This window comes from Micromonospora sp. NPDC049230 (assembly GCF_040647875.1).
Lineage (GTDB): Bacteria > Actinomycetota > Actinomycetes > Mycobacteriales > Micromonosporaceae > Micromonospora.
The window spans coordinates 83,604-109,794 of sequence record NZ_JBEZCZ010000008.1; the positions used below are offsets into that span (position 1 = coordinate 83,604).

The window sequence follows — 26,191 nt, forward strand, 5'->3', positions numbered from 1 at the left end:
TGGGGGTGGGGTGGGTGGACGTCAGGTCAGGGCCGGGGTTTGGGCGTGGATTCGGAAGCGCAGCGATCTGGCGTCGGTGAAGCACTCCCGCATCGGGCGCACCAGATCCCGGTGCTCGGGGCTGCGCTCCCAGGCCTCGAAGTCGGCGAGGCTCGCCCACTCGCTGGTGATCAGCCACTGCTCCGGGTCGGTCGACGAGCGGCACACCTGGTCGACCAGGTGCCCCGGCACCCCACCGGCGACCAGGTGCCGCACGTCCTCGTAGGCGGCGAGGAACTCCTCGGTGCGCCCCACCGGCACCCGCACCAGGAACACCACCCGCGCCCGCTGTTCGCTCACGGCGTCTCTCCCCTCATCGGCACCGCCCCGCGCAGGACCAGCGCACTGTTGAACCCGTCGAAGCCCCGCGCGCAGACCAGCGCGAGCCTGCTGCGCGGCTGCCGGTGTTCGCGCAGGAAGTCCAGCTCGCACCCCTCGGCGACCTCCTGCGGGCCGGCCGACGCGGGCAGTGTGTCGTGCGCGAAGGCGAGCAGCGCGGTGGCCACGTCCAACGCCGAGCCGCCCTGGTACGCCCGCCCGGTCAACGGTTTCTGCGTGGTCACCGGCACCGGCCGGTCGGCGAACACGGCGCGCAGCGCCTCGGCCTCGCTGCGGTCGTAACGGCGCACGCCGAGGGCGTCGGGCAGCACCACGTCGATCCCGGCCGCCGTCACGCCGGCCCGGTCCAGGGCCAGCCGCATCGCCCGCGCGTACTGGATCGGGTCGCCGGCACTGTCCGCCGTGGTGTGCGCGGCGTCGTGGGTGGAGCCCCACCCGCTCACCTCGCCGTAGACCCGGGCGCCCCGGGCGAGGGCGTGCGCCAGCTCCTCCACCACGAACACCGCACCCCCCTCGGCCGGCAGGTAGCCGCTGGCCTTGGCGTCGAACGGCCGGTACGCCAGCTGCGGGTCGGAGACGTCGCTGAGCAACCCGGAGCGCAGTTGACAGGCCAGCGCGTACGGGCTCAGGGGGCACTCGGTGGCCCCGGCGATCACCACGGGGGTGCCCCGGCGTACCGCGCGGGCGGCGTGCGCGAGACTGTCCAGCCCGCCGGCCGCCTCCGCGACGAGCACCCCGCTCGGGCCCTTGAACTGGTGGTGGATGGAGAGCTGCCCGACGCTCGCCGCGTAGAACCAGGCGATCGACTGGTACGCCCCGACCGTGCGGGACGTACCGCCCCACAGCCGTTGCAGCTCCCGCTGACCGAACAGGTTGCCCCCGGACGAGCTGGCCAGGGTCACCGCGTAGCCGTACGGGTCGGGGGCCCGGTCGGGCAGCCCGGCGTCGGCCAACGCCAGCCGGGTCGCGGCGAAGCCGAGGTGCGTCCACCTGTCGGTCTGCACCACCTGTCGACTGTCGGCGTAGGAGTCGGCGGTGAAGCCCGGCACCTCCCCGCCGAGGCGGGTCGGATAGCCGGCCGGGTCGAACAGGGTGATCGGCCCGGTCCGGCGGATGCCGGCCAGCACCGTCCGCCAGTGCGCGTCCGCGCCGATGCCACTCGGCGCGACCACCCCGATGCCGGTCACCACCGCCCGGGCGGCACTCGCGCCGCCACCGGGCCGGGCGGTGCTCACGCCGCCACCGGGCCGGACGCCGCCGCCGGGCCGCGCAGCCGGCGGAACACCATCGCCGACTGGAAGCCGCCGAACCCACTGCCCACCGACAGCGCCACGTCCACCGGGACCTCCCGGGCCTCGTTCGGTACGTAGTCCAGGTCGCACTCCGGATCCCGGGTGCTCCAGTTGGCCGTCGGCGGCACCACGCCGAACTCGATCGCGAGGGCGCACGCCGCCATCTCGATCGACCCGATCGCGCCGAGCGAGTGCCCGACCATCGACTTGATCGAGCTGATCGGCACCCGGTACGCGGCCTGACCCAACGCCCGTTTGAACGCGGCCGTCTCGTGCCTGTCGTTCTGCTTGGTACCCGAGCCGTGGGCGCTGATGTAGGACACCTGCTCGGGGAGGATCCGCCCCTGCTTCAACGCGTCGGTGACGGCGAGGCTCATCTCCAGGCCGTCCGGACGCAGCCCGGTCATGTGGTAACCGTTGCTGCGGCTGGCATAGCCGGCCACCTCGCAGTAGATGTGCGCACCCCGTCGACGGGCATGCTCGACCTCCTCCAACACCAGCACCGCCGCGCCCTCGGCCAGCACGAACCCGTGCCGGTCGGCGTCGAACGGCCGGGAGGCGTGCGCCGGGTCGTCGTTGTCCGGGCTGGTCGCCTTGATCGCGTCGAAGGAGGCGACGGTGACCGGCGAGATCGGCGAGTCCGCCGCCCCGGCCAGCATCACGTCCGCCTCACCGTCCACGATCATCTGGTGGGCGTAGCCGATGGCGTCGATGCCGGAGGTGCAGCCGGTGGACACCACCTGCGCCGGGCCGTGCAGCCCGTGCCGGCAGGCCACGTCGGCGGCGAGGCTGCTGGGCACCAGCGCCTGGTAGAGGTACGGACCACCGCGTGTCGCGTCGACAAGCCAGCGCTTACCGTGCTCGCTGACGGTGACGTACTCCTGCTCCAACGCCATCGTGCCGCCCACGGCGGTGCCGAGCACCACCCCGGCCCGGTCCCGCTCCGCGTCGCTGAGCACCAACCCGGCATCGGCGACGGCCTCCGCGGAGCAGGCCAACGCGAACTGCACGTACCTGTCGGCCCGGCGTCGCTCGGCGTCGGTGAGCCCCGCGGCGACGGGGTCGAAGTCACACTCGGCGGCGATCTGCGACCGGAACGCCGACGGGTCGAAGAAGCTGATCCGCCGGGTGGCGGTCCGCCCCTCGGTGATGGTCTTCCAGAACCGGTCCCGGCTGGCACCCCCGGGGGCGACCACCCCGATCCCGGTCACCACCGTGCGGCGTCCGCTCACGACCCACCGCGCTGTTCGGCCAACTCGGTGTCGACGTGCCCCAGCTCCGGGCGGGGAGCGAGCGGGCCCAGGTGGAAGACCACCTCGGCCGGTTCGACGCCGGTGTTGCGCAGTCGGTGGCGCACGTTCACCGGCACGAACAGCGCCTCACCGGCGGCCAGGAGTGTCGGCTGGTCGTCCAGGTCGACGGTGATCGCGCCGCGCACCACGTACAGAAACTCCTCGCTGTACGGGTGGTAGTGCTCGGCGATCCGCTCCCCCGGCGCGAGCGTGGCGACCCCGAGGAAGCCCGAGGTGCTGCCGACGGTGCGGGGGCCGAGCAACACCCGCAGCTCACCGCCGCGTCGCCGGTCGGCGGGTACGTCCCCGGCGGCGATCGGCCGGGTGCTCAGGTCACTCATCGTCGGCCTCCGTCGGGTCGGCGCCGGCCGCCGGGGCGTCCTGGTCGGCGCGCTGTCGGGCGATCCGCTCCACCCGGTCCTTGATCACCGCGAGCTGGATGACGCTGTTGGTGTTGATCCGCTCGGTCATCCCGGCGTTGTCCAGCGGCGCGGTCGGCTTCATCGCGAAGTCCTGCGTCCAGGTCATCCGGGTGCCGCCGGCCTCCTCGGTGTAGCGCCAGTGGATCCGCATGTACTCGAACGGCCCGGTCTCCACCCGGTGCGCCCGGACCTGCCTGCTCACCGGGTCGGAGGTGCGCTCGCTGACCCAGCTCCAGGCCACCCCGTTCTCGTCGGGATACATGGTGAGTCGGAACCGCACGGTGTACTCCTCGCGGTGCAGGATCTCCACCACGGCGTACTCGGTGAACAGTTCGGTCCAGTTCGCCACGTCGTTGGTGACGTCCCAGACCAGCGCGAGCGGCGCGTCGATGAGCACGCTGTTCTCGGTGTGCCCGGGTGGGTCGGCGCGTCGGGCGATCAGGTCGGCCACGGCCGGGATGCTCAGCTCCGCGGCCTGCTCGGGGATGCTCACCTGCCAGCGGTCGGCGACGACCGCGGAGAGTTCCAGCAGGGCGAGGGAGTCCATCCCCAGCTCTTCCAGCGACGCGGCGGGTGACCGGGCCGCCGCGTCGGCGTCAAGCCCACAGTGCGCCACCAGGATGTCGGTGATCTCGGCGGTCATTCCTCGACCATGCGTGACGGTCATCGGGTCCTCCTGAGGGTTACGTCGGGCTCCGCGGCGGACGCGGGGCGCGGTGCGGGGGTGGCCGTGGGCCGCTGCGCGGACGCGCCGAGCAGCCGATCGACCAGGCCGGTGGTGTAGCGGCCCTTGCGGAACGCGGCGTCGTCGAGCACCCGCCGGACGAACGGGATGGTGGTGCGCACGCCCGGCCCGGCGATGTCGAACTCGTCCAGGGCCCGCTCCAGCCGGTTGAGGGCCAGCTCCCGGTCCGGCGCCCAGACGATCACCTTGGCCAGCAGCGAGTCGTACCAGGGACCGACCAGGTAGCCGGCGCTGGCGTGGGTGTCGACCCGGGTGAACGGGCCGCCGGGTGGGGTGAAACGCTCCAACCGGCCGGGGGTCGGTGCGAAGTCCCGGTCGGGGTCCTCGGTGTTGACCCGGCACTCGATCGCGACGCCGTGCAGGCGGATCTCCTCCTGCCGCCAGCGCAGCGGCACCCCGGCGGCGATGTGCAGTTGCTCGTGCACCAGGTCGATCCCGGTGACCATCTCGGTGACCGGATGCTCCACCTGGATCCGGCAGTTGATTTCCAGGAAGTGGAACTGTTCCTCGGCGTCGACCAGGAACTCCAGCGTGCCGGCGCCGACGAAACCGACACGCAGCGCGCCGCGCAGGGCGGCCTCGGCGATGGTGTCGAGGACGGCGGCGGACAACGCCGGGGCGGGTGCCTCCTCGACCAGCTTCTGGTGCCGGCGCTGCACCGAGCAGTCCCGGGTGCCCAGGTGCACCCCGTTTCCGTGGGAGTCGCAGAGCACCTGCACCTCGACGTGGCGTGCCTCGGTGAGGTACCGCTCGACGTACACCCGGTCGTCGCCGAAGGCGGCCTGCGCGGCGGCCCGGGTGCGGGCGTACGCCCGGTGCAGCTCGCCCGGGGTGCGCACCACAGTCATCCCCCGCCCCCCTCCCCCGGCGGCGGCCTTCACGATCACCGGGTAGCCGACGGCCTCGGCCACCTCGGCCGCCGCGGCGGCGGTCGGCACCGGCGCGACGCTGCCCGGCGACAGGGGCAGGCCGGCACGGCTCAGCAGCGCCCGCGCCGAGGACTTGTCGGCCAGCGCGGCCATCACCGCGGGGGGCGGGCCGATGAAGATCAGTCCGTTGTCCGCGCAGATCTCGGCGAAGTCGGCGTCCTCGGAGAGGAACCCGTAGCCGGGATGGACGGCCTGCGCACCCACCTGTCGGGCCGCCTCCACGATCGCGGCGGCGTTGAGGTAGCTGCGCCGGCTCGACGCCGGCCCGATCCGGACGGCCCGGTCGGCGAGGCGGACCACCGGCGAGTCGGCGTCCGCCGCGGAGTAGACCACCGCGGTGCGCACGCCCAGCTCCTTGCAGGCGCGCAGCACCCGCAGCGCGATCTCGCCCCGGTTGGCGATCAGCACGGTCTCGAACATGGTCAACCACCCTGCGCGGTCATGCCGGGTCCAACTCGACGAGCGGCTGGTCGTACTCCACCGGGTGGCCGTCCTCGACGAGGATCGCGACCACCCGGCCGGCGCGGTCGGCGGTGACCTCGTTCATCAACTTCATCGCCTCGACGATGGCGACCGGCTGGCCCGGACGGACCAGGTCGCCCACCGCGACGAAGGGCTTCGCGCCGGGCTCCGCCGCCCGGTAGAAGGTGCCGACCAGCGGTGCCCGCACCGCGGCGGTCGCCGGCGGCCGGTTCGGTGCCGTGGGCGGGTTGGTGGTCGGTGGCGCCGAATCGGCGTTCCCCGCAGGTACGTCGGCACGGGTCGGCTCCTCCGGATGCCACTCGACCTCCAGCACCGCCGGGCCGCTGCGCAGCCGGATCCGGCGCACCGGCCCGGCCAGTTCGGCGATCAGGTGGTGGGCCTGCCGGCGCAGTCCGGCCAGCGTCTTTTCGTCACCCGTCCCGGCGTCGTGGGGCGTCTCGACCGTCGACACCGTCGCGTCGGCGGCGGTCACCGCGCACCCGCCCGGGCACCGGCACGTGTCGTGCCGAAGCGCCGGAAGCGCTGTCGGCGCAGGCGCACCAGCATGGCGGGCGGCACGTCCAGCAGCGGCAGCAGATTGGTCAGCAGGGCGGCGCGCAGCCGGCGGGCGGTCTCCGCCGGGTCGTCGTGGGCGGCGCCGCACGGCTCCGGTACGACCTCGTCGACCACCCCGAGCCGGTACAGGTCGGGCGCGGTCAGTCGGAGCGCGCGGGCGGCCTGCGGCGCGGCGGACCGGTCCGGCCAGAGGATCGCGGCACAGCCCTCGGGGCTGATCACCGAGTAGACGGCGTTCTCCAGCATCAGCACCCGGTCGGCGACGGCGAGGGCCAGGGCACCACCGCTGCCGCCCTCTCCGGTGATCACCGCGAGCACGGGGGTGGGCAGCACGGTGAGGGTGAGGATGTTCTCCGCGATGGCCGCCGCCTGGCCCTGTTCCTCGGCGCTCACGCCGGGGTCGGCGCCAGGGGTGTCCACGAGGGTGACCACGGGCAGGCCGAGGCGGGCGGCGAGGCGCATCAACCGCAGCGCCTTGCGATGCCCGGCCGGGCTGGCCATGCCGAAGTTGCGGGCCACCAACTCGGCGGTGGTGTGCCCCTTCTGGTGGCCGATGACCATCACGTGCCGGTCGGCCAGCCGCGCCACGCCACCCACGATGGCCGGGCAGTCCGCGCCCAACCGATCGCCGTGCAGCTCCAGGAACCCGTCGAAGACGGAATCGAGGTAGTCCAGTGTGGTGGGTCGCCCGGGGTGGCGGGCCATCCGGACGGTGTCCCACGCGTCGCGTACCGCCGGGGTGGTCGGCGCGGCCCCGACGGCCGTCGGGTCGGCCGGGCGCGCGGGCGTCGCGCCGGCGTCGGCCAGGCGCTCGCGACGCGGCGCGGGCTCCTGCCGGGGTACGGGCGGACGACTCGCTCGGGTGGCACGGGTGGCGGCGAGCAACGCCGCCAGCCGAGGGCGCAGCGACCGGCGCTGCACCACCATGTCGACCTGCCCGTGCCGGAGCAGGACGTCGGCGGTCTGGAAACCCTCCGGCAGGGCCCGCCCGGTGACCTGACGGATCACCCGGGGGCCGGCGAAGCCCATCCGCGCGCCGCTCTCCGCGAGCACCAGGTCGGTGTTGGTGGCGAACGACGCGGCCACCCCGCCGTAGGTCGGATCGGTGAGCACGCTCACGGTGAGCAGACCCGCCTCGCGCAGCGCGGCGATGGCCTGGCTGACGGTGGCCATCTGCATCAACGACAGCACGCCCTCCTGCATCCGCGCCCCGCCGGAGGCGGTGACCAGGATGAGCGGTATGCGGTCGTCCAGCGCCCGTTCGGCGGCCCGGGTGATCAACTCGCCCACCGCGCAGCCCAGGCTGCCACCGAGGAAGCGGAAGTCCATCACCGCCAGCGCGGCCGGGTGACCACCGATGGTGGCGGTGGCGCAGACGACCGCCTCGGAGAGCCCGGTGCTGGCCCGCGCGGCACTGAGCCGGTGGGGGTACGGCAGCACGTCGACGAAGTCGATCGGGTCCGCCTCGGGAAGCTGGTCGGGCAGCAGGCGCAGCGACCCCGGGTCGACGATTTGACGCAGGCGTTCCGGAGCGCCGAGGCGGGCGTGCTCGCCACACTCCGGGCAGACGTCCAGGTTGCGGCGCAGCCGTTTGCGGTAGAGCAGGCTGGCGCAGCCGGCGCAGCGGGACCAGAGCTGCTCCTCGCGGGGTGCGGTGGCGGTCACGGCCGCCGCCGGGTGTCCGGGGCGTCGAACCGGTAGAAGCACCGCGCCATCGCGTCGCGCGGCGAACGCCAGGTGGGCAGGTACGGCGACACGTACGGGCGCAGACGGTCGCTGACCCGGATGAACTCCGGGTGGCCCCGGGCGCCCTCCACCGCGCTCTGGGCCGGATGCTCGGTCTCGAGCAGGTGCACATAGAGGTCGTGCAGCCGGTACAGCGAACGGTGCCGGACACCGACCAGACGCGGCAGTTCCGTCGCGTCCGACTCGGCGAAGATCTCGGCGACCCGTTCCTCGGCGGTCGGATCCACCTTCGCGACGATCAGCGATCGGTCCATGCTGGGCCTCCCCCCACGGCGTCCGGCCGGCGACGGGTGGGCCCCCGGACGCGCTGGACGACTGCCGACACGATGCGGCAGTCCTCGTCACGGCGGCGTCACCGGGCCGCACCGGACAGCAACCCCCGTTGGTGACGCTGCGTTGACGCATCCTGTGTATCAGCTATGCGAGCACTGTGTCCTCTCACAGTGTTTGCGCAGTTCAGAAGCGATCTCAGGTTGACTGTCACCAATAGAAGGTCCACTGCGGCGTTGACTCAACGTGACTGTTATTGATAATCTTCACGGTGGTCAGCCCGGCCGCCTCGGCGGGCGGGGCCGCGCCCGGCAGCCGAGGGCCGCGCCTGCACCGGTGGGGCCGACAGTGGCGTCACGGGCAACCGATCCGGGACACAGCAGACAGTCGGGACGAGCGTTCCGCAGGGGGTGCCGCCGTGACCGCTGACCCGTCCGTGCCGACCGCAGGGGACCCACCCGGCGAGGGCGTCGCACTCCACCTGCTCGGCGGTTTCCGGCTGTTGCGCGAGGCGGCGCCGGTCGTGGTGCCCCGCGGGCTGCAACGGGTGATCGCGCTGATCGGACTGCGCCCGGGCGCCACCCGCAGCCAACTAGCCGGCCTGCTCTGGCCCGACGCGTCGGAGGAACGGGCGCTGTCCTCGCTGCGCACCGCGCTGTGGCGACTCCGACAGGACCCGTGCTGCCCGATGACAGTGGCCAGCGACACCGTACGGCTCGACCCGACGGTCCGGCTCGACGTAGACGACCTGGTCGGCACCGCGGCCCGGGTCCGCGACGGCGACGACCCGCGCATCGCGGCGGGGGCACTCGCCGCCGGCCGGCACGACCTCCTGCCCGGCTGGTACGACGACTGGGTGCTGCTGGACCGCGAGAGACTGCGCCAACTGCGCCTGCACATGCTGGAACAGGTCGCCGGGCAGCACCTCAGCGCGGGGCGGCACGGCGAGGCCCTGGAGGCCGCGCTGGAGGCGATGGCCGCCGAGCCGCTACGGGAGACACCGCACCGGCTGGTGGTCCGCATCCACCTGGCCGAGGGCAACGCCTTCGAGGCCGTGCACGCCTTCTACGTCTACCGGGACCTGCTGCGCAGGGAGTTGAGTCTGGAGCCGAGCCCCGCGATGAGCGCCCTGCTCGACGACACACTCGCCCCGATCCGGCAGGCCACCCGCCACGCCGTCACCGACCGCCCGTCACCGGCGGGCCGGCGTACGTGACGGAGATGTGACAGACGCTGCGGCACGGTAGGCGCACAGAGCACGTGGCGCCGATCCGAGGGTCGGGAGGCCACCGGCGGAAGGGGTCCCATGAGTCGTCTACTGATCGTCAGCCGGATCATCCCGGGCGCGGAGGGGCGGGTCGCGCAGATCTTCGCCGAATCCGACGCCACCGACCTGCCCGGTCTGACCGGCGTCACGCACCGGTCCCTGTACTGCCTGCACGACCTGTGCGTACACCTGCTGGAGACCTCGGACGACGTCGACCCGGACGCCCTCGCGGCGGCCCGCAACCACCCGCTCTTCCAACAGGTCAACGAACGGCTCTCCGCGCACACGTCGCCGTACCTACCGACCTGGCGCTCCCCCCGGGACGCGATCGCCGGCTGCTTCTACCGGTGGGACGCGCCCCCGGCCGGCGTCCCCGTGCCGGAGGCGCGGCCGGCCGGCACCGACGTGCCCGCAGCGCGACCGGCTGGTTGAGATGTCCGCCGCCGGGCCGCACGTCCTGATCATCGGCGCCGGCACCGGCGGGTTGTGCCTGGCACACGGCCTGCGCCGCGCCGGGATCAGCGTCGCCGTCTACGAACGGCACCGCGACCGCGCCGAAGGTCTGCTCGGCTACCGGGTCGGCATCGGCCCCACCGGTAGCCGGGCGCTGCGGGAGTGCCTGCCCCCGCAGTTGTTCGCCACCTTCCTGGCCACCTGCGCGCGGCCGCCGCACTACTTCAACGTGGTCACCCAGGGGCTCCGCCAGACCGCGTCCTTCCCCCTGCGACCGAGCGCCGACCCGGTGCACACCGAACATTCGGTGGCCCGGATGGTGCTGCGCCAGGTGCTGCTGACCGGCCTGGACGACGTGGTGCACTTCGACAAGACCTTCACCCGCTACGAGCAGCGCGACGACGGCACTGTCACCGCGTACTTCGCCGACGGCACCAGCGCCACCGGCAACCTGCTGGTGGCGGCGGACGGCACCCACTCGGCGGTACGCCGGCAGTACCTGCCGCACGCCGTCACCCGCGACGCCGGCACGATCAACATCGCCACCCGCATTCCGCTCACCGCGCACACCCGCGGCCTCGTCCCGGAGCGGGTCCGGCAGGGCATCTCGCTGATCTTCGGCGTCGGCGGGATGATGGGCGTCCTGCACGTCATGGAGTTCAAGTGGGACGCCCGCCGGGTCATCAAACCCGGCGTCAGCGACGCCGACGCCGCGCTGCTGCGCACCTGGCCCGGCCTGTCCCACGACACCACCACCGACAACATCAACCTGATCATCTGGAGCACGGGCCGCCGATTCCCGGCCGACGTGATGGAGCGCCGCGGCGAGGACCTGGTACGCGTCGCCCTGGACCTCACCTCGAACTGGCACTCGAACCTGCGGGAGCTGCTGACCCGCGCGGACCCGGCCAGTGCCCTACCGATCCGAGTGTCCACGTCCGAGCCGGTGCCGCCCTGGAAGAGCAGCACCGTCACCATGCTCGGCGACGCCATCCACACCATGACGCCAGGTCGCGGGGTGGGCGCGAACACCGCGCTGCGCGACGCCCGCCTGCTCTGCGAGCAACTCGGCCGCGCCGCCACCGGCGACAAGACGCTGGTGCAGGCGGTCGCCGACTACGAGGCCGCGATGGTGCCGTACGGCTTCGCGCGGGTCGCCGAATCGCTCAACCGCAGCGGCACCAACGGCGACGACCGGATGTACCGGCCGGTGGTGGGTCGACTCGCGCTGCTCGGCGCGCGCGGCTACTTCGGAGTGACGAGTCGGGTGCCCCGGCTGCGTCGCCGCTTCGTCGACGACTTCCACACCTACGAGGGCGACCAGGACTGAGTCAGACATCGCCCGGCGACCCGGGCTCGGCGGTCCCCCGCCGGGCCCGGGTCGAATCGTGTCGGACCTTCGCGTCGTGCCGGGTCACGTCGTGCCGGGTCTTCGTGTCGTCTTGGTGCGACGTAGCTTGTCTGGTGGCGACGCCGCTTGTTCGGCGTTGCTTGTTCGGCGTTGCTTGTTCGGCGTTGCTTGTTCGGCGTTGCTGCCCGTTCGGCGCGACGCTGTGTCACTCGGCGGGCACCGCCTGAGGTGGTCACCCCAACCGGGACGCCTGCGGCCGATCCTCTCACTTGCCGGCAACACGCGTGTGCGAAGCTGCGGCGAGTTTTTCTCGTGCCTTTTCCAACGAGTTGAGAGGGAGGTTCGCCGTGGCGTGGTCTATCGGACACTCGCTGATAGTGGTACTGGCACTGGTGCTGGGCCTGGCCGCCGGGTGGCTGCTGCGCGGCCGGCGGGGTGTGCAGGGCAATTCGATAGTGGACGGAGATCCGGTAGCCGGCCTGGCGGTGATCTCCACGCCGACGCCGCCGGCCACCACCGACGAGGCCCGGCCCGCGGCCACCATCGACCCGGCCCCCGTCGCGGTCGCCGACGAACCGGTGCCGGTGGACACGGTCAGCGCGCCCGCCGCCGTCACCGGACCGGACAGTCCCACGCCGGTGGAGGTTCCGGCGGACGCCCCGAGCACCGTCGACCCGGCCGACATGGCGCTGACCGAGGCCCCGCCGTCGGCACCGTCCGACGCGTCTGACCTTCCGTCGGAGCCCGTTGTGGAATCGACCCCCGAGCCGGTCACTGTCGACGAGCAGCCCGCCTCGGCAGCCGTGATCGCCCCCCGCCAGCCCGCGGACGACCTTCCTCTCGACAGCGCGCCGCTCGGCACCACCCCGGCCGACGAGCCGACCACGACCGGCCTGGCCGACGAACCGACCACGACCGGCCTGGCCGACGAACCGACCACGACCGGGCTGGCCGACGATGCGGCGGCCGAGGCCAGCCCGGCCGACGAGCCGACGGCGTCCGATCCGGCCGACGATACGGCGACCACGGCCAGCCCGGCGGACGAGTCGACCGAGGTCACCCCGGCCGACGATGCGGCGACCACGGCCAGCCGGGCCGGCGCGCCGACCGCCGCCAGCCCGATCGACGAGCCGACCGCGACCGGGCCGGCCGACGATGTGGCGGCCGAGGCCGCGGTGCCGGCGGAGGTGCCGGTGAACGCCGACGCGCGGCACACCGACCCGACGGACACCAACGGCGTGCAAGCAGCGCCGACGGACGCGGACACCGAGCCGGTGGACACCGAGCCGGAGCCGTCGGCGGTGGCCGCGCCCGAGGTCGTACCGGCCGTGGCCGCGACCCCTCCGGTCGGTACGACCGCTGGCAGCGGCACGGACGCCGACCCCACGGGCCCGGGCCCGGCCGACGACTTCCGCCGGATCCAGGGGATCGGGCCGAAGATGGCGGCGGCGTTGCAGGACGCCGGTGTACGCACGTACGTCCAGCTCGGTGCGCTGGACGAGGCGGCACTGCGCGACCTGATCCGGGCCGCCGGCCTGCGTGCCGCACCCGGGCTGGCCACCTGGCCACAGCAGGCCCGCGTGCTCGCCGGTGCCGGCGATGAGATGGCCGCCGTACTACCGGGCGGCAACCCGTCCTGACGTGCGACATCGAGCCCCCGGTCCACCGTCCGACGCGACGGTAGGCCGGGGGTTCGGCCGTCGAGGCCGCACCATCCACGGACCCGACCGCCGGCGTGATCGACTCGGCTTTCAGAAAACCGGGGCATCCGACCCGCCCGGACACCCCGACATGCAGAAAGCCGAGTCGATCACCTCGGTTGGGGGAAGGCACGGCGAATTCGCGGCCGGGCGGTCGACCGATCGTTACCGTCCGTTCAGGTGGACCAGACGGGTCCGTCGAGTCGACCGGTTCCGCAGGAGTAGCCCGTGCACCTCGCCGCGCCGGAGCCCGGGTCCTCACGGGCCCGTCGTCCGCCGGTGCGCGACCCGGAGGCCCCGCGCCGGGTGACCCTCCTCGAACTCTTCTTCGACCTGGTGTACGTGGTCGCCCTGGCGCTCATCTCCCGGGGCATGGTCGACCAGCTCGACTGGCACCGGGCCGGCCAGGCGCTGATCATGCTGGCCGCCGTCTGGTGGACCTGGGTGATCACCACACTGGTCACCGACCTCTACAACCCGGAACGCACCGAGATCAAGCTGCTGATCAGCGCCGTGATGTTCGGCGCGCTGCTGATGACCACGGCGATACCGGAGGCGTTCGGCGACCGCGGGATCGTCTTCGCCGGCACCTACGTGGCGATCCACCTCGGGCGCGGGCTGTTCCTGATGCCGGCGGTCCGCCGTGAACCGCAGACGCAGCGCCGCGCGGCACGCATCTTCATCTGGTTCGCGGTGTCCGCGATTCCGTGGATCATCGGCGCGTTCGTCAACAAGGACGCCCGCATGGCGTGCTGGGCCGTCGCGCTCGTCATCGACTACGTCGGGTTCCGGCTCGCGTACCCGGTGCCGGGGCTCGGGGTGGTGCCCGAACCCCAGCGCAACGTCACCGCGGAGCATCTCTCCGAGCGCTACCAGCAGTTCTTCATCATCGCCCTCGGCGACGCCATCCTGACCATCGGCACCATGTTCAGCACGACGCGCACCGAGGGGCAGAACATCGGCGTGTTCGCGGTGGCGTTCCTGACCACCCTGCTGCTCTGGCGGATCTACGTGCACAAGTCCGGTCAGCTGCTGCCGATGGCCATCAAGGGGTCGGGGTCACCGAGCAGGTTCCTGTTCACCGCGCCGTACACCCATCTGCTGATGGTCGCCGGGGTGGTGACCACGGCGACCGGCTTCGACCTCGTGCTGCACGAGCCGACCGGGCGGACGCCGCCGGCCTGGGCGGCGGTGATCCTCGGCGGCCCGGCGCTCTTCCTGGTCGGCCGGGCCTCGTTCGAGTACGAGGTGTTCAGCAGGGTGTCGGCGTCGCGTCCCGGCGGTGTGCTGACACTGCTGACCATCGCGCCCGCCGTGCTGTTCCTGCCGCCGGTGTTCGCCTCGATCGGCGCCCTCCTGGTGCTGGTCGGGGTCGCCTACGCGGACTTCCGGCGCAGCTACGGCAAACCAGCGGAGGCCCCGTCCCCACCGCACTGAGCCGACCGGCCCGCTCAGGGTGCGGTCGACCCGGCGAGCAGCCGTCCGGCGTCCGGCACGTACGGATCGACGTCCAGCGTGGTGAGCAGCTGGTGCACTGTGGCGGTGGCCGCGGTGAGCACCGGGCGGCCGAGGCGGGCCTCCACCCACGGCACCGCCGCCAACGACGGCAGCTGCACGCAGGCGGAGAGGACCACCGCGTCCACGCCGGTCACGTCCAGTCGCTGCGCCAGCTCGGTCAGGCGGGACGTGGGGATGCGCCCCACCGCCACGTTGTCCGGCTCGCTCAGGCTCACCGCCTCGGTCACCCGCACGCCGTGCGCGGCGAGGTAGGCGGCGACTGTCGCGGTCAACGGCGGCAGGTAGGGCGCGATCAGGGCCACCCGGCGGGCGTCCAGCGCCCGCAGCCCGGCGACCAGCGCGCCCGCACTCGTCACCACCGGCATGGTGTGCCCGGCGCGAGCGGAGGCCCGGCCCAGCCGCCGCTCGGCCCGCTCGTGCGCGCCCGCGCCCTCGCACATCACCGCCACCAGGCAGGCGTACGCGAGCACGTCGCAGCGGGCGTCGGCAAGCTCGGCGGCGCAGCGCAGGGCGGAGCGGTTCATCCGGGCCAACTCGTCGGGGGTCACCTGACGCAGTCGTACCCGGCTGGCGTGCGTGGTGAAGCGGACCGTCGCGTCGACGCTCTCGCGGCGGCGCAGCATCGCCGGGATCTCGGTCTCCATTGTGGTGTTCGAACTGGGCACCACCAGGCCGATGCGACGGTCGCTCACACCAGCGCCCCGGCGTACGCCCGGGCCCGCAATCGCTGCACGGCGGTGCCGCCCAGACGCACCTGGAGGCCGAGTGGCGCGGCGGCGCGGCGGACGTCGTCCAGGTGCAGCGACCCGTGCCGGTCCACGGTGAGCACCGGAGGCTCCTCCAACTCGCCCTCCGGGGCGTGGAACGAGAGCAGGGTGACCGAGGTGGTGAGGTAACCCGGGTACGCGGCGCGGGCCGCCGCCTCGTCCCGGTGGGCGAGCACCACCAGGTCGTCGAGGTGGGCGAAGTCGGCGGCGAGGGCACCGATCTTCCAGTGCGCCGGTTCCTCGGCCGCCCCGGTGAGGTGCCGGGACCGGTTCGCCGAGGTGATGTAGAGGTGGTCCGAGCCGGTCTCGGCGAGCGCCCGCTCGAAGAAGGCGTTGGACGGGCAGGTCAGGCCGGGTGCGATCACCTGGGTGGTCCGCATCCCCTGGTCGACCTGGGTGAGGTGCTCGGGGAGCCGCTCCGCCGCCGGCCCCCGGAAGCCGAACGGGCCGGCGCCGTAGAGGGCGTCCATCAGTGCCCGCACGCGGCCGACCGGCAGCCGCGGTGAGATCCGCGTCCAGTCGAACATGCCCGGGATCCGGCCGACCGCGGTGGTGATGCTGCCGACCTGCTGCGCGGGACGACCCTTGGCCAGGTTGAGCTGGCGTACGGTGGCCGCGTCGGGGCGGGTGACGAGGACGTAGAAGTTGGCGAACGCCGCCGCGACGACCGCGCCGCCAGCCAGCGCGCGCGCCGCGACCGCGACGTCCTCGGGACTGTCGATGTACAGGGGCGGTGTCGGGGCGTCCATGAGTCCTCCTCGGCGGGGCCGTGAGGCAGTTCTACGTCCGCCGAAGCGTGTGCCGGCCGGGTCGGTCGCCGATCCGATAGCCGACACGCGTTACCCGGTGCGGGTGGCCGATCCCGGGCGGTACGCAACGGCGGACCGAATCGGCCGGACGGAGGATCCAGTGGTCCGGAGCCGGTATCCGTTAGCCGAACGACCCGATTGGGTACAACGGCTGCACCTCAGCTCCACCACATATCCTCAGGAGGCAGCGATGCGCGGCAGCTCGATACTCGGAGTCATCGTCGTGATCTGGCTGGTGATCGGCGCGATCGCCGCCGGCCAGCGTGGCTACTACAGCGGCGACGACACCAACTGCGCCGAGGCCGGCACCATCCTGGTCACCATCGTGGCCGGTCCCTTGAACTACATCGGTGCCAACCCCAAGGTCGACTGCAAGCTGCCCGAGCCGTCCAAGTAGGACCTGACGCCGCCGGCCCGCTCCCCCACCGTGGGGCGCGGGCCGTTCGCTGTCGGCTCGCGGTCACCGCACACCCCGTACGGCATCCTAGGAGGCTGGTTTGCGGTCGTCGGCGGTGTTTGTCGGCGCCGAGGTCGGGAACCGACCCGGCGTCACTCGGCGGACGGAATCGGGAGCGTGGCATGCGGATCGGGTACAAACTGGCCACGGAGGGGTACGGCCCACAGGAGATCATCCGGCAGGCCGTCCTGGCCGAGCGGGCGGGTTTCGACTTCGTCGAGATGAGCGACCACTTCCACCCCTGGCTGGAGGCGCAGGGCCACTCGTCGTTCACCTGGAGCGTGCTCGGCGCCATCGCCGCAAAGACCAGCACCCTGCGCCTGGCCACCGGCGTCACCTGCCCGACCGTCCGCTACCACCCGGCGATCATCGCGCAGGCCGCGGCGACCATGGCGTTGGTCTCCGACGGCCGGTTCACCCTGGGCGTGGGCGCCGGCGAACGGCTCAACGAGCACGTGGTCGGGCAGGGCTTCCCCAGCGTCCGAGGTCGGCACGAACGCCTGCGCGAGGCCCTGGAGATCATCCGACTGCTCTGGCAGGGCGGCTACCAGTCCTACGAGGGCCGGCACCTGCACCTGGAGGACGCCCGGGTCTTCGACCTGCCGGACACCCCGCCGGTGATCGCGGTGGCGGCCAGCGGGGAGGCGTCGGCCCACCTCGCCGCCGAGTTGGGCGACGGGTTGTTCGCCACCGAGCCGGACGCCTCGATCGTCGAGCACTACCGACGGGCCCGCGGCGCCGGCCCGCGCTACGCCGAGGTTCCGCTGGCGTGGGCCACCGACGAGCAGCAGGCGGTGCAGGCGGTGATGCGGACCAGCCGGTGGATGGTCACCGGCTGGAAGGTGATGAGCGAACTGCCGAACCCGGTCAACTTCGACGCGGCCAGCGCACACGTGGAGGAGAAGCACGTCCGGCAGCTCTTCGCCGTCGGCCCCGACCCCGAGCCGCACGTGGCCAAGGTCCGGTCGTACGTCGAGGCCGGCTTCGACCACATCGTCCTCCAGAACGCCGGCCCCGACCCGGACGGCTTCCTCGACTTCTTCGCCGGCACGCTCTCCGCACGGCTGCGCGCCATGTCCTGACACCGCCGGCACGTCGACCGCCGGGCCGGTCGCCACGACCAGCACGACCGCCACCGGGACCGGCCGCACCGGGCGGTCGCCACGATCGCGACACGGACCGGCCGCCCCCTGCGGTCGTCACGATCAGCACTGTCGCGACGGTCGGGCGGGACAGGGCCGGCCGCCCGGACGATCGCGATGATCGTCCGGGCGGCCGGCTGGGCGCTCGGGATGGGCGCGGGTCCGCTCAGCGGAAGCAGCGCGCGACAGGTACCGCGCCGCCCTCGCAGTTGGTCGGCTCGTTCTCGACGACCACGCTCTCATCGTCGATCTTGACCTGGGCGTGCGAGGCGAAGATGCCACCCGGCTTCAGCGTCGACGCGTTGTGGGTGACCTTGCTGGTGTAGATCGCCACCGAGCCCGCGGACGCGTAGATGCCACCGCCGCTGGACGTGGCGCCGACCGCCTCGTTGCGGGTCACGTCGCTGCCACGGACCAGCAGGTTCGCCTTCTCGGCGTAGATGCCGCCGCCGACGCCGTGGGTGGTGTTGCCGTCGATGACGCTGTCGTCGACGGGCGTCAGACCCTTCACCGTCGAGATGCCGCCCCCGTTGACGGTGGACGTGTTGCCCCGGATGGTCATCGTGCGCATCACCAGCACCGCGTCGGAGTTCGCGGCACCGCCGCCGACCTGCGCGGTGTTGTTCAGCAACTCGGTGTCCGAGACCTTCGTACGCGCCGAGAAGCTGGCCAGCCCGCCACCCTGGCCCGCGCTGTTCTGGGTGAACGAGACGCTCTCCACGTCGGCCGCGCCACGGTAGTTGCCGAGCCCGCCGCCGTAGCCGTTGGCGCTGTTGCCGTGGAACTCGGAACGCTTCAGCGTCAGCACACCGCCGTTGAGCAGGCCCCCGCCCTTGCCCGCGGCGCCGGAGGCGCTGTTGCCGACGAATGTGGAGTCGGTGACCACCATGTTGCCGTCGTTGAAGATCCCACCGCCACCGCCCTCGGGCGACAGCGAGGTGCTCTGCGAGACGGTGACCCGCTCCACCACGGCGGTCGCCCCGTGCACCACGTGCACGCTGCCGCCCTCGATGTTCGAGCGGCCGTTGTGCAGTTCCACGTCGCGCACTGTCAACTCGCCACCGTCGCGGACGGTGAAGAAGCGGAACGGCGCGGCCTGGGCGTCGCGGGCGATGGTGGCGCCCGCGCCGTCGATCGTGATGGGCTGGTAGACCACCGGCAGGCCGGCGGTGTCGTCGGCCGGGTTGTGCGGCGGCGCGTCGGCGTCACCCGGGGTCTCCGCGGCGTCGGCCGCCTCCCGGGCGTCGCGGATCCCCCCGTCGTACTGGTCGGTCTCGTGGAACGCCTCGGTGAGCAGATAGCGGCACTTGGGGGCGAGCCGCAGCTCCGCGCCGCCCTGGGCGTTGGCCGTCACCAACGCCGCCACCAGCTTCGCGGCGTCGCAGGGCACCGACACCACACCCCGCTTGCCGGTGCCCGGGCTGGCCGCGCGGCCCCGCTCGGCGTCGTCCCGGTCGCGCTCCTCGTGATCGCCGGCACGGCGGTCGTCGTCACTCGCGGACGCCGTGCCCAGCCGGCCCAGACCCGGGAGGGAGAGGTCGCGGTCGGCCGCGGCGGCCACACCGGCCACGCCGGCCGCTCCCACGACCAGGCTCCCCGCCAGCAAGCCGCTGGCCAAGACCCATCGGGACCGCCGTCCGGGTCGGATCTCGCGGTCTCCTCCTCGGTACGTGGACATCAAAGGTGCCTGCCTTCCTGCCTGCAAGACGTGACCGCACCCCGATCCGGGCGCGGGGGGCCTGACGTAGCGTCGGCCGCCAAACGTCACGATAGGTCCGCAATACGGACAAGAAGGCGTGAACGTGAATAGTGCCCCCATTCATCTTTCCACTCCGCCAAACGGTCACCGGGTCAGCCGCCGACGTGGATTCCGGGACGACGCAGCGGGTCCCGCTCGGTCCGCCGGATGATCTCGCGTACCACCGGCGGGGTGTCTCCCCGACCGAGGATGAGATAGCGCGCCAGGTGCGCGATCGGGCTCCCCTCCGACCACTCGAAGTGCGCGTGCGGCCGAACCCCGGTGGCGTCGCGCAGGGCCAACAGGATCGCGGCGATCGCGTTCGGCGCGGCCGGGCTGCTGGCCCGCAACACCCGGAAGCCGCCCACCTCGATCCCGTGCACCCGCAGCACCTGACTGAACTCCGACGGGTCGACCACGTCGATCTCCAGGAACAGCACGTCCGCCGCCCCGGGCACCGGATTCATCCCCCGCTGCGCCCGCTCCTTGACCGTGTACTCCTTCACCGACCCGCTCTGCCTCTTGTTCGCGATCAGGTGCAGTTGCCCGTCGTGGGCCAGCGACTCGGTGATGAACCGACGCGCCGGCTCGTCGAACTCGATCCGCTCGGCGCGCAGCTCGGTGGTCCGGGTGACCCGGGAAACCAACGAGACAACGATGATGCCGAGGATGAACAACGCGGAGATGGTGATCCCGTCCGGCTGCTCGATGACGTTCTCCAGCAACGCGTACAGCAGCACCAGGGTCAGCACCGTGAAGCCGACGGCGGCGGCGCGCTGGCGGTGGCGGGCCGCGGAGATGGTGACCGCCACCGCGCCGGAGACCATCATCGCCAGGATGCCTGTCGCGTACGCCCCGGCCTGGGCGTTGACGTCGGCCCGGAAGGCGACGGTGATGGCGACGCTGACGACGGTGTAGACGATCACCACCGGACGCACCGCCCGCGCCCACTCCGGTGCCATCCCGTACGAGGGCAGGTAGCGCGGGACGATGTTGATCAGCCCGGCCATCGCCGAGGCGCCGGCGAACCAGAGGATGAGCACGCTGCTGACGTCGTAGACGGTGCCGAACACCTCGCCCAGTTGGGCGTGCGCCAGGAACGCCAGAGCCCGCCCGTTCGCGGGGCCTCCGGGCCGGAACTCCTCCTTCGGGATGAGCGCCGTGGTGACGAAGGTCGTCGAGACGAGGTACACCGACATGATCAGCGCGGCGGTGGCGAGCAGCCGGCGCGTGTTGCGGATCCGGGCGGCGAGCCGGGCCGGCCCGTCCGCCCCGTCGGCCCGGACCAGCGGCATCATGCTCACCCCGGTCTCGAAGCCGGACAGCCCCAGCACCAGCAGCGGAAACGCCAGCACGGCGGTGAGCAGCACGCCGCCCGGCCCGCCGCCGGTCGTCGTCAGCGCGGCCGTCCAGTCCGACACGATGCCCGGGTTCCGCACGAGCCGGGCCGCCGCCACCACGACGATCACCGCGTTGAGCGCCAGGAAGACGGCGACGAGCGGGATGGCCACCACGACCGCCTCACGGAAGCCGAGCAGGAACACCCCGCCGAGGATGAGCAGCAGCACCACGGTGACCACGACCGGGACGGCGGAGCCGTGCAGCGCGTCGGGCAGGTACGGGTTCTCCAGCAGGTGCACCGTGGCGTCCGCCGAGGACAGGGTGATCGTGATGATCCAGGAGGTGGCCACGAAGCCGAGCAGCACGAGTACGAAGACCTTGCCCCGCCAGAACGGCAGCAGGCGCTCCAGCATCGCCACCGACCCCTGCCCGTGCGGGCTCTCCTGGGCCACCCGCCGGTACATCGGCAACATCCCGAACAGGGTGAGCGCGACGATCAACAGGGTCGCCAGCGGGGAGAGCGCACCGGCCGCCACCGCCGCGATGCCCGGCAGGTACGACAGCGTGGAGAAGTAGTCGACGCCGGTCAGGCACATCACCTGCCACCAGGCGTGCCGGCGGTTCTGCCCCTCGCCCGACTCGGGGCCGGGCGGCTGCACCTGGTGTTGGAAGAGCCACCGGCGCAGTGGGCTGGCCGGCGGCGCGGTCCGCGCCGCGGTCGCCACCCGTTCGGGCACCACGACACCCGGGCGCCCGCCCCGGTGCGGGCGGGCCGGGTCACGGGCCGCCCGCAGCGCCGGGTCCGGCCCGGTCGGCGCGTGGCGGCGTCCGCTCCAGCGTCGTGGTTTCGCCCGGTGCTCGTCACCCATCGCCCGTCCCACCCTCACAGGTCCTGCTCCGACGGTAGGCGGAAGATCGGGGCCGGACCGGCGGAACCGGGCACGTGGCCGGCCAGCTCAGGGCAGGTCCGAAACGGCGAGCAGACGGGCCAGCGCGGGCGGATCGGCGATGGTCACGGTGGCCGCCGGGTGTCGTGGCCGCCCGCCCGGCAGCACCGCCGGCACCGGGCTGCCGAAGCGCAGGCAGATCCCGCCGGCCGTGCTGCTGCCGAAGCTCGCACCCCCGTCGGCGAGCGACAGGTGCGGCCCGATCACCCGCCACCAGCGGTACGGGCCGCTCAGCTCGACGGCTGTCACGTTGTCCCGGTCGGTCCGCAGCCGCCACGGGCCGTACCGGATCGTCAGGTCCCGGTCGGTGACGGCGACCCAGGCGGTCGCCGGGCGGACCCCCAGCAGCGCCAACACCGGGCGGAACAGCGGATCGAAGCGGAACGCGAACCGCGTGGCGGCACCGGTCATCGCGCACCGGGTCGGGCGGTGGGTCGCGGCACCGGGCCACCCGGCCGCGGCGGGCCGGGCCGCGCGGGCCGGGGACGGGCGGCGGGGCGGCGCCGGGCCAGGACGGTCATGGCGCGGGCGTACCCGGTACGAGCCCGCCGACACCCCCGAATATCCGGCGCCGACCAGCCCAGCCCACCGCCCTCCCCCACCGCCGGCCGGCACCCCCCGGGCCGGCCGACGGTGGCAGACGGTCGACACCCCCCGGGGCCGACCGGCTGTCCCCGCGGGCCGACCGGATGTCAACCGGCCCCACGGGTGGGCGAACGTGGTGGGACGCGTCCCCGCGCTCCGCCACCCCCCACGGGGCGGAGCGCGGGGACCCCCCGTCCCGGCTACTGCAAGAACGCCCCGAGGGGCGAGAGCAGCAGCCGGCCGAGCGCCGCGGCGTTGTCGTCCAACCGCGTGCGCTCACACTCTCGGGCGTCCGGATCGTGCCGGCACCGCCAGATCTTCTGTGCGTTGCGCCAGGCGACATCGCGGGTGTACTCGACCAGTTCCCCCTGGTACCAGTCGTCGATGTCGCCGTTGAGCATGTCGATCAGCAGCTGCCACCGCTCCAGATAGCCGCGGCGCAGGCCGGGGATCTTGTCCGCGAAGATCTTGTTGATCTCCAGGTAGTCGTGGTGCTGGTCACTGCCGTCGACCGGCTCCGACTCCAGGTGGTCGAACGTCGTCACCAGCGCGAAGGGCAGGTCGAAGTTGATGTGCGCGTTGACGCCGGCCGCCGCCGACGGCAGTGGCCGGGCGTCCGGCCCCCGCATCCGCTCGAACAGGCACGACCACGCCTTCGGAGTGCCCGGACTCGAGTCGGTCCACAGCCGCATCGCGTCGAAGTAGCGCGCGGCGAACTCCACGTCGAGACGGGAGAGGAAGGCCGGGTCGACGAAGCGGTCGTCGTACAACCCGTCCAACACGCTGCTGGTGATCGTCAGGTAGAGCCTGTTGAAGTCGGCGAGGGGGCAACTGGCCTCCAACGGAGGCAGCCGCACCAGCATGTCCTGCAACTTGGTGAGGTGATCGACCACGGCCGGCACGTCCGCGGGATGGTCGGCGAGCAGGTCGACGATGTCCCGGTGCACGGGCCCCCAGACCGGTTCGGTCATTTCTCCTCCATTGTGGTCGGCGGCATCCCCCGTGCCGTCGTCGACGCGGCCCAGCCTTTCAGCCGACACCCACCCGCCGGATCAGTAGAACGACGTATCCCGGCACGCACACGCGCCGGTGGACGCTACGTCGAGTCAGCTTCGGAGGTTGCGCAACTGGATCGCGCTGGCCTGTACGCGGGTGCGGACCTGGAGCTTGTCGAAGATATGCGACACGTGCACCCCGATGGTCCGCTCGCTGATGAACAGCCGCTGCCCGATCTCCTTGTTGGTCAGCCCCTCCGCGACGAGCGCGAGCACCTCCCGCTCCCGGGCGGTGAGCGCCGCCAACTCGTCGTCGGACGCCTCGGACGGTACGCCCCGCGTGGCGGTGATGGCCTCGCGCTCCTCCAGCGACACCCGCGCCCGCCCGGCCAGCTCGCGGATCTCCGAGGTCAACGGCGCCGCGCCCAACCCCTGCGCCACCCGGTACGCCTCCCGCAGCAGCTTGCCGGCGGTGGCCAACCGGCTGCGGCGGGCCAGCAGCGCCTCGGCCTGCCGCAGCCGCGAGTACGCCGCCGGGTAGGGGTGGTGGCGTCGGTCCCACTCGGCGACCGACGCGGCCCACAACTCCGGATCGCTGCTGTCCAGGCGGCTCACCTCCGCGGCGCAGAGGGCCAGGAACCCCTCCACCACCGACCGCACCGGGCGAGCCGCGCCCACGCTCTTGCGAGCCACCCGATCCGCCACGTCGCGCAGCCGGCGCACCACAGTGGGGTCCACGGCCACGGTGCGGCTGGCGTGCGCCTCCGCCTCGGCGCGCAGGCCGTGCCAGATCAGCGCCGACAGGATCGTCACGTCGTCGGAACGGCTCTCGGTGAGGCCCCGTTGCACCGCCAACCGCGCCACCTCGTGCCGGCCCTCCCACATGGCCAACCCGGCGCGCAGCGTGAGCAGCGGAATGACGTGCCGCGCGCCGCCGCCGGCGAGCAGGGTCGCCACCGCGTCGAGGTCGCGGCTGGCGGCGTCGATGTCGCCGTAGCCCACCGAGAGCCGGCACCGGGCCAACAGCAGCTCGACGGCGTCCGCACCGGACGGTCGGTGCCGCAGGGCGGTGGCGACCACCTTCTCCGCCTCGGCCCACTGCCCCACCCGGAACAGCCCGTTGATGGCGACGGCCAGCAGCCGGGTCTCCCAGGTGCGGCCCAGCCCCAGCTCGGCGACCCGCTCGGCACCGCGCCGGGCCACCACCACACCCTCCTCGAGGATGTTGAGCGGCCCGGTCAGCAGCTCCGCCAGGTGCAGGTACGCGCAGGCGACGTCCTCGGGCTGGCCGGCGCGCTCGGCGGTGTCGAGGGCGTCGCGCATCACCGCGAGGCCGGCGTCCGGGTCCTCCAGGTAGGCGTCGCTGAAGCCCAGCGCGGAGCTGGCCAGCACCACCTCGGTGGCGGAGCCCTCCACGTCGGCGGCCAACGCCAGCGCCTCCCGGGCCCGCCGGCCGGCGTCGGCGTAGCGACCCAGATGCAGCAGCAGCTCGGCCAGGCGGGCGGCGGCGTTGGCCCGCTCCCGGGGGGAGCAGTCGGACGCCGTCAACGCCCGCTGGTATTCCTCCTCGGCCAGCGCCGAGCGACCGGCGGCGGCCAGGTAGCGGGCCCGCCGGATGTGCAGCGCGCAGCTCGGCTCGCCGCCGCGCAGCTCGGCCACCTCTTCCAGCAGGGCCAGCGCGCGGGCGTGCTCACCACTGTGGTGGGCCGCCTCGGCGGCGTTCTCCAGCAGTTCGACACGGTCCACCGTCAGCGGGCCCGGGTCACCGGCCAGTTGCAACGCCGCCGACCAGTGCCGGTGCGCCTCGGCGTAACCGTGCAGCCGTTCGGCCTCCTGCGCGGCCGCCACCGCCGCCGGCAACGCGCGCGCCGGCTCACCGGCCAACCGCCAGTGGTGCGCCAGCCGGGCCTGGTGCAGCTCGCCCGGCACGGCGGTCAGCGCCTCGGCGTAGCGGCGGTGCAGCCCGGACCGCTCGGCCGGCAGCAGCTCGTGCGCGAGCACCTCGGCGACCAGCCGGTGCCGCAGCCGGTAGCCGTCGTCGGCACCGACGAGCAGCCGGTGCGCGACAGCGGCGCGGGCCGCGTCGATCAGCTCGTCCTCGGGCATCCGCAGCACCCGCGCCAACAGCCAGTGCTGCACCGGTTCGACGCCGGCGGCCACCGCGTGCACCACCGCGTGCGCGTGCTGGGGCAGCGCGTCGACCCGGTCGAGGAAGATCTCCCGCAGCGTCTCGGACAGACCGTCGCGGCCGTCGCGCAGGTCGCGGGCCAACTCCTCGATCACGAACGGGTTGCCGCCGCTGCGCTGCCACACCTGCTCGGCCGCGTCGGCGGGCAGCGTGCGGCCCACCACCGCGGCGGCGAGCTTCTCGGTGTCGGCCCGGTCCAGTGGTGCCAGGTCGAGCACCCGCACCGTGCGCAGCCGCCGCAGCTCGGTGAGCACGCGGCGCAGCGGGTGCGCGCCCTGCAACGACTCGGCCCGCACCGCCGCCAACACGGAGAGCTGGAGGTCACCGAGCCCGGCCAACAGGTAGAGCAGCAACTGCCGGGTGCTGCGGTCGACCCACTGCAGGTCGTCGAGGATCAACACCAGTGGCCGGCCCTCGGCGATCAGGTGCAGCCCGCGGCTGACCCGCTCCAGCAGCGCGCCCGCGCCGTCCGGGCCGGCGGTCTCGTCGGCGAACATCTGTAGCAGCCCACGCACCGCCGAGGAGGTGCGGGCGTGCGTGCTGGCCACGTCGGCGTCGAAGCGGCGCAGCGCCTGCAACAGCGGGTGCAGCGGGGACGCGTCGCCGATGTCCAGGCAGCTGCCGGTGAGCACCACGGCGCCCTGCTCACGCAGCCGCACCCCGATCTCACCCAACAGCCGGGTCTTGCCCACACCGCTCTCGCCGGTCAGGAAGACGGCGGCGGTCTGCCCGTGCGCGGCGTCACCGAGCAACGCGGACCGAACCGTCTGCACCAGCTCGGTCCGGCCCACGAGCGGTGCGGTGTCCACATCGCTGGCCAT

General features: G+C 73.0%; 23 protein-coding genes. 7 read left to right on the forward strand and 16 right to left on the reverse strand.

Translation table 11 applies throughout. From position 1 onward, the window contains the following. Nucleotides 1-21 precede the first annotated feature (21 nt). The 9 genes from AB0A95_RS10045 to AB0A95_RS10085 are packed head-to-tail and all read right to left on the reverse strand — an operon-like array spanning nucleotide 22 to nucleotide 8,096. Nucleotides 22-339 (reverse strand): antibiotic biosynthesis monooxygenase family protein, encoded by a 318-nt coding sequence (locus AB0A95_RS10045; RefSeq protein WP_357555291.1) that lies wholly within the window; start codon nucleotides 337-339, stop codon nucleotides 22-24. Continuing rightward, nucleotides 336-1,613: a beta-ketoacyl synthase N-terminal-like domain-containing protein gene (locus AB0A95_RS10050; protein ID WP_357555293.1), complete on the reverse strand. Its 1,278-nt coding sequence runs from the start codon at nucleotides 1,611-1,613 to the stop codon at nucleotides 336-338. Before AB0A95_RS10050 ends, AB0A95_RS10045 begins: the two co-directional genes overlap by 4 nt. Next, nucleotides 1,610-2,902: a beta-ketoacyl-[acyl-carrier-protein] synthase family protein gene (locus AB0A95_RS10055; protein WP_357555295.1), complete on the reverse strand. Its 1,293-nt coding sequence runs from the start codon at nucleotides 2,900-2,902 to the stop codon at nucleotides 1,610-1,612. The genes AB0A95_RS10050 and AB0A95_RS10055 overlap by 4 nt, the downstream gene beginning before the upstream one ends. After that, entirely contained in the window at nucleotides 2,899-3,303 is a 405-nt protein-coding gene (locus AB0A95_RS10060; RefSeq protein WP_357555296.1) for a cupin domain-containing protein, read from the reverse strand. Before AB0A95_RS10060 ends, AB0A95_RS10055 begins: the two co-directional genes overlap by 4 nt. Beyond that, nucleotides 3,296-4,051: an SRPBCC family protein gene (locus AB0A95_RS10065; protein ID WP_357555298.1), complete on the reverse strand. Its 756-nt coding sequence runs from the start codon at nucleotides 4,049-4,051 to the stop codon at nucleotides 3,296-3,298. Before AB0A95_RS10065 ends, AB0A95_RS10060 begins: the two co-directional genes overlap by 8 nt. Beyond that, the gene (locus tag AB0A95_RS10070) at nucleotides 4,048-5,478 is read right to left on the reverse strand and encodes an acetyl-CoA carboxylase biotin carboxylase subunit (RefSeq protein ID WP_357555299.1); all 1,431 of its coding nucleotides are present in this window, start codon (nucleotides 5,476-5,478) and stop codon (nucleotides 4,048-4,050) included. The genes AB0A95_RS10065 and AB0A95_RS10070 overlap by 4 nt, the downstream gene beginning before the upstream one ends. A gap of 19 nt (nucleotides 5,479-5,497) precedes the next feature. Next, entirely contained in the window at nucleotides 5,498-5,992 is a 495-nt protein-coding gene (gene accB, locus AB0A95_RS10075; RefSeq protein ID WP_357555447.1) for an acetyl-CoA carboxylase biotin carboxyl carrier protein, read from the reverse strand. A 17-nt stretch (nucleotides 5,993-6,009) separates the two neighbouring features. Then, complete coding sequence (locus AB0A95_RS10080; protein WP_357555300.1) at nucleotides 6,010-7,761, reverse strand: acetyl-CoA carboxylase carboxyltransferase subunit alpha; 1,752 nt, start codon at nucleotides 7,759-7,761, stop codon at nucleotides 6,010-6,012. Continuing rightward, on the reverse strand, nucleotides 7,758-8,096 hold the full coding sequence (locus AB0A95_RS10085; RefSeq protein WP_357555302.1) for a TcmI family type II polyketide cyclase: 339 nt from the start codon (nucleotides 8,094-8,096) through the stop codon (nucleotides 7,758-7,760). The genes AB0A95_RS10080 and AB0A95_RS10085 overlap by 4 nt, the downstream gene beginning before the upstream one ends. A 434-nt stretch (nucleotides 8,097-8,530) precedes the next feature. Here AB0A95_RS10085 and AB0A95_RS10090 point away from each other — a divergent pair, with 434 nt between their 5' ends. From AB0A95_RS10090 to AB0A95_RS10110, 5 genes are all read left to right on the forward strand, one after another. Further along, the gene (locus AB0A95_RS10090; RefSeq protein WP_357555303.1) at nucleotides 8,531-9,328 is read left to right on the forward strand and encodes a BTAD domain-containing putative transcriptional regulator; all 798 of its coding nucleotides are present in this window, start codon (nucleotides 8,531-8,533) and stop codon (nucleotides 9,326-9,328) included. A 90-nt stretch (nucleotides 9,329-9,418) separates the two neighbouring features. Next, nucleotides 9,419-9,811 (forward strand): TcmI family type II polyketide cyclase, encoded by a 393-nt coding sequence (locus tag AB0A95_RS10095; protein ID WP_357555305.1) that lies wholly within the window; start codon nucleotides 9,419-9,421, stop codon nucleotides 9,809-9,811. Between the two features lies 1 nt (nucleotide 9,812). Beyond that, nucleotides 9,813-11,162: an NAD(P)/FAD-dependent oxidoreductase gene (locus AB0A95_RS10100; protein WP_357555307.1), complete on the forward strand. Its 1,350-nt coding sequence runs from the start codon at nucleotides 9,813-9,815 to the stop codon at nucleotides 11,160-11,162. A gap of 368 nt (nucleotides 11,163-11,530) precedes the next feature. Continuing rightward, complete coding sequence (locus tag AB0A95_RS10105) at nucleotides 11,531-12,823, forward strand: hypothetical protein (RefSeq protein WP_357555308.1); 1,293 nt, start codon at nucleotides 11,531-11,533, stop codon at nucleotides 12,821-12,823. A gap of 288 nt (nucleotides 12,824-13,111) precedes the next feature. Beyond that, nucleotides 13,112-14,320, forward strand: a complete 1,209-nt coding sequence (locus tag AB0A95_RS10110) for a low temperature requirement protein A (RefSeq protein WP_357555309.1) — start codon at nucleotides 13,112-13,114, stop codon at nucleotides 14,318-14,320. A gap of 14 nt (nucleotides 14,321-14,334) precedes the next feature. On the opposite strand, the gene AB0A95_RS10115 is transcribed toward AB0A95_RS10110, so the two are convergent. Together AB0A95_RS10115 and AB0A95_RS10120 are read right to left on the reverse strand one after the other, a co-directional pair. Continuing rightward, entirely contained in the window at nucleotides 14,335-15,093 is a 759-nt protein-coding gene (locus tag AB0A95_RS10115) for an Asp/Glu racemase (RefSeq protein ID WP_357555310.1), read from the reverse strand. Then, nucleotides 15,090-15,917 carry a hypothetical protein gene (locus AB0A95_RS10120; RefSeq protein WP_357555311.1) on the reverse strand — a complete coding sequence of 276 codons (828 nt, stop codon included), beginning with the start codon at nucleotides 15,915-15,917 and terminating at the stop codon, nucleotides 15,090-15,092. The genes AB0A95_RS10115 and AB0A95_RS10120 overlap by 4 nt, the downstream gene beginning before the upstream one ends. Nucleotides 15,918-16,167: 250 nt before the next feature. On the opposite strand from AB0A95_RS10120, the gene AB0A95_RS10125 reads away from it, so the two are divergent. Both AB0A95_RS10125 and AB0A95_RS10130 read left to right on the forward strand, forming a co-directional pair. Beyond that, nucleotides 16,168-16,374: a hypothetical protein gene (locus AB0A95_RS10125; protein ID WP_357555313.1), complete on the forward strand. Its 207-nt coding sequence runs from the start codon at nucleotides 16,168-16,170 to the stop codon at nucleotides 16,372-16,374. Between the two features lie 182 nt (nucleotides 16,375-16,556). Further along, nucleotides 16,557-17,516, forward strand: a complete 960-nt coding sequence (locus tag AB0A95_RS10130; protein ID WP_357555314.1) for a TIGR03557 family F420-dependent LLM class oxidoreductase — start codon at nucleotides 16,557-16,559, stop codon at nucleotides 17,514-17,516. Nucleotides 17,517-17,742: 226 nt separating this feature from the next. Here the strand turns inward: AB0A95_RS10130 and AB0A95_RS10135 are convergent, their stop codons facing one another. From AB0A95_RS10135 to AB0A95_RS10155, 5 genes are all read right to left on the reverse strand, one after another. After that, on the reverse strand, nucleotides 17,743-19,254 hold the full coding sequence (locus AB0A95_RS10135; protein WP_357555316.1) for a hypothetical protein: 1,512 nt from the start codon (nucleotides 19,252-19,254) through the stop codon (nucleotides 17,743-17,745). A 173-nt stretch (nucleotides 19,255-19,427) separates the two neighbouring features. Further along, the gene (locus tag AB0A95_RS10140; RefSeq protein ID WP_357555317.1) at nucleotides 19,428-21,524 is read right to left on the reverse strand and encodes an amino acid transporter; all 2,097 of its coding nucleotides are present in this window, start codon (nucleotides 21,522-21,524) and stop codon (nucleotides 19,428-19,430) included. A gap of 87 nt (nucleotides 21,525-21,611) precedes the next feature. After that, nucleotides 21,612-22,013 carry a hypothetical protein gene (locus AB0A95_RS10145; protein WP_357555318.1) on the reverse strand — a complete coding sequence of 134 codons (402 nt, stop codon included), beginning with the start codon at nucleotides 22,011-22,013 and terminating at the stop codon, nucleotides 21,612-21,614. Nucleotides 22,014-22,387: 374 nt separating this feature from the next. Further along, a complete protein-coding gene (locus AB0A95_RS10150) occupies nucleotides 22,388-23,158 on the reverse strand; it encodes a DUF5995 family protein (RefSeq protein ID WP_355032607.1) in 771 nt (256 codons plus the stop codon). Nucleotides 23,159-23,293: 135 nt separating this feature from the next. After that, nucleotides 23,294-26,191, reverse strand: coding sequence for an AAA family ATPase (locus tag AB0A95_RS10155; protein WP_357555320.1), 2,898 nt, complete (start codon nucleotides 26,189-26,191; stop codon nucleotides 23,294-23,296).